We start from the raw sequence: 7,789 nt of genomic DNA on the forward strand, positions 1-7,789 counted from the left end.
CGAAACTGATAATTACTGCATTAAATAAAAATAATAAAATAGGTAAACGCTTTCATTAAATTTCATTATATAGTCAAAGATCAAATTCAGATTAGCGGTATTTTTTAGGTATTTTTGTGTTTTTTTAAGATAACAAAAAAAAGAGTCAATAGACTCACTACTAAACTCCTTTTTTATCGTTCTTTATGAATGATTGCTTTTTACTAGTTGAAGTCTGGATTTTCGGAAATCTGATGGAGAACATCCAGCTATCTTTTTAAAATTATTACTAAAATAGGCTAAATCCGAATATCCGACTCGTTCGGCTATTTCAGACATTCTTAAAGATGTAGTTACTAATAATCGTTTTCCTTCTTCAATTCGAAGTTCAGTAATATGATCAACAAATTTCTTATTTAATTGTTGCTTAAATAACTGACTTAGATAACTTGGATTCATATGAACATTGTTTGCCACATCTTTGAGTGTAATCTGGGATAATGGTGTTCTTTCAATGTATGCTAAAACCCGATCAATTGTTGAGGATGGAAGATCTTCTACATCTAATGAAGAATCGAGGTTCTTTATCTCTTCTTTTCGTTTTTCGAGCCACTTTTGGAGACATAACCTTAAGTCATCATCTTCGATTGGTTTAAGTAAATAATCGAATACACCGCTCCGAAGTGCCTTTTGGACAAATTGAAATTCATCATGTACGCTGATGACAATAACATCTGGTTTTTCTTTAAATGAATCAAGCTCCTTCACAAACGAAAGTCCATCCATAATCGGCATTCGAATATCGGTTAATACTAAATCCACTTCATTATGCTTGATCCAATCAAGAGCCTCTAATCCATTTTCACATTCGTGGACTACTTGTATTGGGAGATTTAGTTTAGTAATTGTCCATTTAAGCGCTGTACGAACCCATCTTTCATCGTCTACTAACAAAATCTTTTTCATCCAATCCCCCCTCACTTTCATCTTCTAAAATTGGCATATGCAATTTTACAGTTGTACCGACTCCTTTATTACTTTCAATGGAAACTCCATATTCTGACCCAAATAAATTCCGAATTCGTTGATGCACATTGATGATTCCGATGTTCATTCCATTATTAGACGTTGTCATTTGTTCCATTTTCTTTGTTATTTCTTTTACTATGTTATCGGGAATGCCAACGCCATTATCTGAAATTTGAACCACAATAGAAGTTTTAGAACTACGAAACGCAGCAATATTTATCGTAATTTTCCTTACATTACAGCCTATGCTATGCACATAACAATTTTCGACAATCGGTTGCAGTGAGAACTTTACGACTTGAAGATTCCTTGCCCATTGTGGAATATCCCACGTATGTTCAAAACGATCTTCAAAACGAAAGCTTTGAATTTGCAAATACATTTCGCAAAACTTCATTTCTTCTTCTAAGGTTACGGTAGCTGAATTATTCTTAAGATTATAGCGAAGGAGCTTCCCAAGCATTGATGACATCGTTGCAATATGTTCTTGATTTTCCTCTAATGCCATGCCCCTAATTGTTTCAAGTGAGTTATACAAAAAATGTGGATTCATTTGTGATTGCAGCATCTTTAATTCAATTTCTTTTTGTTTAAGCGACATTTCTATTTCTCTTAACTTGGAAAAATACACTTCTTCAATCAAATGAGAAAGCTTGCACACTAAATGATTAAAGCTTGCCGATAACTGTCCAATTTCATCCTTTGATTCTACGACGACTCGTCCATTTAGATTACCTGTTTCTACTTCTTTCATAAAATGTTGTAATCGGCGAATCGGGCGAATTAACGATGTAGCAAAACCAGAGCCAAGCAAGTAAGCAATCAGTAAGGAAATCACAATCGTCCAGGAAATCGCTTGGCCAATATGTCTGATACCTTCGGTTAAACTCCAGTATGAAACCGCTGTAAAAAACGTCCACCCAAGATTTTGAGACTGCGTATAGGTTATGAAATCTCTTTGTTCATTTTTCAAGACCATAGATCCACTTTCTTCTGATGGCCAATTTGCATTTAGATTTCTTTCAGCTTTTTTCCCTAACTTTGAAAAATCAGGATGATAAACATAATGTCCTTTTGCATCTAAAATAAAAAAGATTCCATTTTTACTAACCGTTACTTTCTTTGCAATTTCTTCAATTCTTCTGAAGTTGATATCAATCACCAGCATTCCCACTGGCTCTATCGTTTTCGGATTATACAAGCGCCTGACAAGCGAAATCACAGGTTGTTCTTTATCTTTTAATTTTACCGTTCTGCTCACTAACATCGTCCTGGATTGATAGGGAACAGCTGAATACCAATATTCTTCCTTCATATTGGAAGCTGGATAATAATTTTCTGTTCCAAGCGTATCAATTACAAGCCCGTGGTCGGAAAGAACCGTAATATTTGAAATATCTGCTCTTGAATATTCTTGCGTTTCTAAATAATCTCGGAGCGACTCTTTAATAAATTGGGAATGTTGGTTTTCTAAGGAATCCATTTGAAGAAACTGATTGACTTCAGGAGAGTTGATAATTTGTAGACTGGTAATCTCGAAGTCTTGTAAATAATATTCAATATGTGACTCTACCTGCTCAATGACTTGGTGGCTCGATTGTCTAACCTCTTCCTCCAACTCGGCTGCTGAATATTGATACGAAATAATTCCTACGGAAGAAACCGGAATAATAATCAATAAACTAGCGAATACAATTAGCTTTGTCATAAAAGAGCGATTCTTCAATAAAAGGTAACGCTCAAAAAATTCAATGACCTTACTTCGTTTTGACTTCATTGTTCGACCTTCCCTATGAATAATTTCTCCTGTTACTCATCATCTTAACTGAAAAGACCCACTCGGTAAATGACCGAGCAGGTCTAGTTTCGTTATTTATGGTCGCGCTTCATCAATTGCATCTAAAACTTCTTGATAATCTTTTCCGTATTTATCTAGGACCGTTTTCGTTGCTTCTTTCCAAGGAGTAATGTCTTCAACTTCTATGAATTCAACTCCTGCTTCTTTTAACTTTTTCTCAGATTCCTGCTCCAACTTAGCCCATGCTTCTTTTTGAGTGACGACAGAATCAGTTGCGGCTTGTTGAATAATCTCTTTATCTTCATCTGATAGTTTATCCCAAGTTGCCTTACTCATTAACAATACTTCAGGAATACGTTGGTGATGATCCATGATGATGCTTTTAGCTTCCTCATAATGGTTAGAAGAATCTAAGCTTGGTAGATTGTTTTCCGCACCATCAATAATCCCTGTTTGCAGGGCACTAAATACTTCACCATATGGCATAGGTGTAGCACTTGCTCCTAAAGCATCAAGAAGATCGATATTAATCTTACTTTGCTGCACACGAATTTTTTGCCCTTCTAAATCCTCAATACTTTTTAATGGTTTTGTTGAATAAAAATTACGAGATCCTGAATCGTAATAAGCTAAACCTCTCATCTTTGATTGCTCTAGATCTGTAAGTAATTTTTTCCCTGCTTCTCCTTCAAGAAAATTCCACAAATGCTCATCACTATCAAATACATATGGAAGATTTAGTGCTGAAAACTGATCATTAAATTCTGCTAACGGACTAGCATTAATTCTTGTAAAATCAATTGCTCCAAGCTGAACTTGCTCAAGAACTGATTTTTCATCACCAAGTTGCGCAGAAGGGAATACTTCAATTTTGATACGGCCATCCGTTCTCTCATTAACCAACTCAGCGAATTTTTTGTCGCCAATAACCGTTGGGTAATCAGCTGGTTGGTTATCAGCTAAACGGAATGTATACTCCGCCTTTTCTGATTCGGATCCTGCTGTTGGTTCTGATGACTCTTTATTTCCACATGCAGCTAGTACAGAACCAGCCATTAATACTGTTGCAAACAAACCTGCAATCTTTCTTTTCTTCATTCTTAGACACCCCTTTGATTTTTTAATTATATATCCACCTATTCCATCCATTACTTAGCTAACATATTTGGAAGCCACATGACAACCTCTGGAATATAAGTGATAATTAACAGAACGATTAATAATGCATAGAAAAATGGAAGCATCGCTTTTGTACCTTGTTGGATCGAAACCTTTCCAATTGCACAGCCGACGAACAGTACGGTTCCGACAGGCGGTGTGATTAACCCAATCCCAGCGTTTAATATAAGCACAATTCCAAAATGAACCGGATCCATTCCAAAGCTTGTAACGACCGGAAGTAGGATTGGCGTCATAATTAAGATCATCGGTGCCATATCCATTGGTGCACCAAGAAGTAGCAATAAAATATTAATAATCAATAATATGACAAGTGGATTATCAGATACAGATAAGAATAAGTCTGTTACCATTGCCGGTACCTGCAAATAAGCTAAAATCCAACCGAAGGCTGCAGAAGCAGCAATTAAGAAAAAGACCATTGAAACCGTTCTTAAAGTACGGATCAATATTTTCCCAAGGCTCCTTAGAGGAGCATCTCTGTAAATGCCGAATGCTAGAATAAAAGAATATAAACAAGCTAATGCTCCTGATTCAGTCGCAGTAAACCAACCGCTCAAGATGCCACCTAAAATAATTACTGCAGGACTTAATGATAAGATCCCATGAAGTAAAACGCTACCAATTTCAGCCTTTGGAACAGGTTCTGCTTTTTGATATCCGCGTTTTCTTGCGATAATATAAGCTGTTGTCATAAGGGCAATTAACATAATCACTCCTGGTACGATTCCCGCCATAAACAGGCTCGCAATCGAGACGCCTCCAGCTGCTAATGAATATAAAACCAAATTGTGACTCGGCGGCACAACTACCCCTTGAATCGCTGAAGCAATCGTTACACCAACAGAATAATCTGCTTCATAGCCCTGCTTTTTCATCATCGGAATCATCACTGATCCGACAGAAGAAACATCTGCTACTGCAGATCCGGAAATATTACCAAAAAACAAAGATGCCACACTGTTTACCATCGCCAAACCGCCGCGAACTCGTCCGACTAATAATCGAGCTAAATTCACGATTCGATGTGCAAGTCCACCTTCACTCATAATTTGTCCAGTGAGAATAAAAAATGGAATGGCGAGTAATGAAAAGGAGTTCATTCCCTGAGTCATTTGCTGACCAATTACTGCCCATGGCACACCTAAATAGATAACGGTTACCAAGGACGAGATAATAAGCGTTAATGCAATTGGAAAACGAAGTAGTATTAATAAGATAAAACTTGAGATTAAAATGATAATTGCAATGGTGTTTGTATCCAACCTACATACCCTCCTCTATGTCTTTATGCCGCGTTGTATTGATATTGAATAATTGTAATACCGCATATCCACAGATCATGACTCCAGTAATTGGCATGGCGATATACGTAACACTACTTGGAAGTTTTGTAGCCGGAAGGGTTGAATCAAACATTAATACGGTAAAGTCCCAACCTTGAACGACTAGATACAAACCAAAAGCGAAAATACTTAGACTAATAATTTTATCTAACACTTTATTGAAGATTTTAGAGAAAAGGTTCGTAAACGAATCAATCCCCAAATGAATATTCTCGCGAAACCCAATGGCAATCGCCATTAAAGCGAACCAAGCCAGCAACAACAACGTGACCTCTTCTGACCAAAAAAAGACAAAGTTAAATAATTTACGAGTCATAACTTGGGTTGTGACGATAAGCACTAATCCAACAAGTGAAACGAGCGCGAACTTTTCAAATACACTATCAATAAATTTACCTATCTTTATGATAAACTTCATTTCTATCTCCCCTCCTCTTCACCAGAAAACGTTTTCATTTATTTAATTGTAAATAATATTTTAACTTTTTGGAATATTACGTTTTTTAGAGAATTTTGTGATTTTTTTAGGTTTTAAGAAAAAAGGAATAGGAAAATAGATCTAGGTGTTGTGGAACTTAGTAGTGTAGAAATAATTAGGGGTTTTACTCCCCATTAAGTATGGGATAAAGCGAGACACTTCCATGTGGGGGTTTCTTTATCCCCCACTGATGGTTAGCGAGACTTATCGGGCTTTTACGGGCAGTTATATCCCCCACCTTCGCTTCTTTGATTACTCAAGCTTAGAGGTAAGAGATTTACTGCCCGTTAACGCGGGATAAATCAACTTTCATTTTCGAACTTCTTCCATACCTGTTCATATACTTTTTTCAAAGGTACATTATGTTGTCTGGCAATCTTTTTACAATCGTCAAATTCTGGTGATCTTTGGACGAGCTCTCCAGCGAGAAAGCCCTCTTTCACTGTCACTGATCCCCACTCAGTTGATATCTCTTTAAAGCTTCTTTCTAGCCGATGAACTGTTAAAGGATAATATCTTATCCCAAGCGTCGTAGTTTCTTTAAATAATATATCCTTCATCCTATTAAGATTACTACGAGAAGAAAGTAGTTGAAGTAAGATCCCGGGTCTATTCTTTTTCATATAAATCGGTGAATAAAAGACATCATTTGCTCCAGCCTCGAAAAGTAAATCCATTACATAACCAAGCCACTCTCCTGAAATGTCATCAAGATTCACTTCCATTTTGATCATTTCATCATCAAGATGCTCTTCGTTAGGAGGACGGTGAGTGCTCAATATACATGCCCCTCTCATTGATTGGACTATTACCACAAATATTCTTACTAACTTGATTTTTCCCGAAAATATCTATTGCGTTAACCGTCACCTTTTCTTAATTAAGAAAAGCGCAAGCGCCTTGTTCAGCCTCGGGCAAATAAGAATCTAAGGAATAGAAGGTGTTCTTTGCCTTCAATTCTTAGTGGCTTAGACCCGAGAGGGGCTAGGACGCTTGCGCTGGACAATTCTCGAAGTCTAAACTTATAAATTCTGATATTAAGAAAAAGCCTTGGATACCCCAAGGCCATTTTACTATTATAAAAGAACTTTATTCATACTACCACTCTTATAACCGATTAAATCTAATGTAATATATTTATAGCCGTAACTTACTAGCTCATTTGAAATCAATTCATGATGTTCTAAAACGATTTTCATATCGTCTGGCTCGACTTCAATCCTTGCGATTTCTTCATGCGTTCGTACCCGTACTTGTCGAATCGACAGCGACTTTAAAAAGGCTTCTGCTTTTTCTACCTTTGTTAGCTTTTCAATCGTAATTTTCTCACCATATGCAATTCGTGATGATAAACAAGCGAACGAAGGCTTATTCCAAGTTGGTAAGTCAAACTCACGGGAAAGCTCACGAATTTCATCCTTGAAGAGGTTTGCTTCTTGTAGCGGTCCATGTATGCCTCTCTCCTTGGCTGCTTTCATTCCAGGACGAAATTCATTGAGGTCATCCGCAATGACGCCGTAGACAACATTTTGAAACCCTTCTTTTTCCATAAAGGGCATTAAATGCTCGAATAAACTGCTTTTACAAAAATAACAGCGATTTTTATCGTTCTCTGTATAGCCTGGAATCGCTAATTCGGACGTTTCAATCACACGATGATTTGCTCCAATCTTTTTAGCTAATTCCTTCGCTTCTAATAGCTCACTGGATGGATAGGTTTCAGAATCAGCGGTCACAGCTAATACACGGTCAGTGCCTAATGTATCGACAGCGACTTTTAATAAGAATGTGCTATCTACCCCGCCAGAAAATGCCACAACGACTGAGTTCATTTCTCGGAGAATCGACACTAACTTCTGATATTTTTCGTTTATCATTGTCTTCTCCTTTCTTACTAAACATCATCTCTAGAGTGTATTAATTTTAAATCTCTATCATTACCTAGGATTAGATGGTCATGCTTCCGAATCCACCGTCAAC

At 36.9% G+C, this 7,789-nt stretch carries 7 protein-coding genes; all 7 read right to left on the reverse strand.

The window, feature by feature from the left end; all coding sequences use genetic code 11:
* Positions 1 to 183 precede the first annotated feature (183 nt).
* Positions 184 to 945: a response regulator transcription factor gene (locus K9V48_RS10580; RefSeq protein WP_224138967.1), complete on the reverse strand. Its 762-nt coding sequence runs from the start codon at positions 943 to 945 to the stop codon at positions 184 to 186.
* On the reverse strand, positions 917 to 2,785 hold the full coding sequence (locus K9V48_RS10585) for a sensor histidine kinase (RefSeq protein ID WP_224138968.1): 1,869 nt from the start codon (positions 2,783 to 2,785) through the stop codon (positions 917 to 919). The genes K9V48_RS10580 and K9V48_RS10585 overlap by 29 nt, the downstream gene beginning before the upstream one ends.
* A gap of 96 nt (positions 2,786 to 2,881) precedes the next feature.
* The gene (locus tag K9V48_RS10590) at positions 2,882 to 3,904 is read right to left on the reverse strand and encodes a TRAP transporter substrate-binding protein (RefSeq protein WP_224138969.1); all 1,023 of its coding nucleotides are present in this window, start codon (positions 3,902 to 3,904) and stop codon (positions 2,882 to 2,884) included.
* Between the two features lie 50 nt (positions 3,905 to 3,954).
* Positions 3,955 to 5,250, reverse strand: a complete 1,296-nt coding sequence (locus K9V48_RS10595) for a TRAP transporter large permease (RefSeq protein WP_224138970.1) — start codon at positions 5,248 to 5,250, stop codon at positions 3,955 to 3,957.
* Position 5,251: 1 nt separating this feature from the next.
* Complete coding sequence (locus K9V48_RS10600) at positions 5,252 to 5,749, reverse strand: TRAP transporter small permease (RefSeq protein ID WP_224138971.1); 498 nt, start codon at positions 5,747 to 5,749, stop codon at positions 5,252 to 5,254.
* A 362-nt stretch (positions 5,750 to 6,111) separates the two neighbouring features.
* Positions 6,112 to 6,618 carry a nickel pincer cofactor biosynthesis protein LarC2 gene (gene larC2, locus K9V48_RS10605; RefSeq protein ID WP_308012551.1) on the reverse strand — a complete coding sequence of 169 codons (507 nt, stop codon included), beginning with the start codon at positions 6,616 to 6,618 and terminating at the stop codon, positions 6,112 to 6,114.
* 267 nt (positions 6,619 to 6,885) lie between these two features.
* Positions 6,886 to 7,686 (reverse strand): ATP-dependent sacrificial sulfur transferase LarE, encoded by an 801-nt coding sequence (gene larE / locus K9V48_RS10610; RefSeq protein ID WP_224138973.1) that lies wholly within the window; start codon positions 7,684 to 7,686, stop codon positions 6,886 to 6,888.
* Positions 7,687 to 7,789: the final 103 nt, after the last annotated feature.

This window comes from Metabacillus rhizolycopersici, assembly GCF_020075705.1.

Bases quoted from the DNA above. Each gene is read 5' to 3' on its own strand.
- K9V48_RS10590 (WP_224138969.1), bottom strand. From the start codon at position 3,904: ATGAAGAAAAGAAAGATTGCAGGTTTGTTTGCAACAGTATTAATGGCT.
- K9V48_RS10600 (WP_224138971.1), bottom strand. From the start codon at position 5,749: ATGAAGTTTATCATAAAGATAGGTAAATTTATTGATAGTGTATTTGAA.
- K9V48_RS10580 (WP_224138967.1), bottom strand. From the start codon at position 945: ATGAAAAAGATTTTGTTAGTAGACGATGAAAGATGGGTTCGTACAGCG.
- larE (WP_224138973.1), bottom strand. From the start codon at position 7,686: ATGATAAACGAAAAATATCAGAAGTTAGTGTCGATTCTCCGAGAAATG.
- K9V48_RS10585 (WP_224138968.1), bottom strand. From the start codon at position 2,785: ATGAAGTCAAAACGAAGTAAGGTCATTGAATTTTTTGAGCGTTACCTT.